This window comes from Streptococcus sp. HMSC061E03, from assembly GCF_001813505.1.
Lineage (GTDB): Bacteria > Bacillota > Bacilli > Lactobacillales > Streptococcaceae > Streptococcus.
The window spans coordinates 171,219-172,593 of the sequence record NZ_KV812797.1; the positions used below are offsets into that span (position 1 = coordinate 171,219).

Sequence of the window (1,375 nt, forward strand, 5' to 3'; positions counted from 1 at the left end):
GTTGGTTTTTCAGGTTTTTCAACTTTCTTAGTAGTTGGGTTGTAATAGTTTACAACTTGAGCCGCAGTATTTTCGATATCTGCACCAGCTACCACATCGTCTTTCACTGTTGTTGGGATATCGAACTTGTAGTAACGTCCGAATTCGAATTTAGTTGTGTCGATGACTTGTGTGTTTTCTGCATCGCCAAGTGACTTCGTGAAGCCAGCTTTCAAGTTAGCAGTGATCACACCGTTATTGACAGTGATATCGAATTTATCAGTTACTTCTGCACCTGTTACAGAGTCGTAAGCTTTGATGTCAGCTGCATTAAGATTTAATTTAGCTTCATCGTAGTTATCTGAGATACCAACTGTTTGGATGTTGTCCTTGTTAGCTGCATCAAATTTAGTTGTATCCAACCATACTTGGTAAACCAATTTAGAACCACGTTCAACAGTCTTAGTATTCAAGTTTTCTGCTTCGTTGTTTGATGCATCGTCTGCATATGGGTTCGCATTTGTATCTGCGTACTTGTCTGCCAACTCTCTATCATCGTCAACGAGCTTGTCACCAGTGATATCGTATTTTTCTTTAGAAACAACGTATTTCTCTGGTTGGAACTTAGGTTCTGTTGGAGGAGTTACACGGTTGTTGAACTCTTTATCAGCGATTTCGCCAAGCTTAGCCACTAAAACTTTAGCTGTACCTTTGTGTTCAACAGTGATAGCTACAGTTGCTTTCATTGTGTCGTATGTCACAGTAGCATCTGTTCCTGCAACTTCTTCAACAGTGTAGTTGTGAACGCCTTCTTCACCCTTCTTGAATGTAAGAGCTGAGAACTTCACATTACCATCTTTATCGTTGCTTACAGTTTCAACAACTTTACCTGTTGAATCTTTCAATACGAAGCTGAATTCGTTAGCTTTAAGCTCACGACCTTCCAAACGTTTAGTGAAGTTGAATTCCACTTCAACTGGAACGTTGTTAACACGTTTTTCAGTTGGTTTGCTTGGTTTTTCAACAGTTTTGCTTACAGGGTTGTAGTAGTTGACTACTTGAGCTGCAGTATTTTCGATGTCTGATCCACCTGGTACATCAGCTTTAACTGTTGCTGGTATATCAAATTTGTAGTAACGTCCAAAGGCGAATTTAGTTGTGTCAATGATTTGAGTGTTTTCTGCATCGCCAAGTGACTTCGTGAAGCCAGCTTTAAGAGTTGCAGTCATCACACCATTTTCAACCTTGATGTCGAATTTGTTTGTTACATCGTCACCAGTTACTGAGTCATATGCTTTGATTGCTGAACCATCTACATCAACTTTTGTTTCATCGAAGTCATCAGTAATTCCTACTGATTGAACGTTTTCTTTGTTAGTTGCTGAGAATTTAGTTG

At 39.3% G+C, this 1,375-nt stretch carries 1 protein-coding gene; it reads right to left on the reverse strand.

Annotated features, from left to right (window positions below):
* Positions 1-1,375, reverse strand: a 1,375-nt coding sequence (locus tag HMPREF2917_RS11770; RefSeq protein WP_305366786.1) for an SspB-related isopeptide-forming adhesin, incomplete at both ends; no start/stop codon positions are given.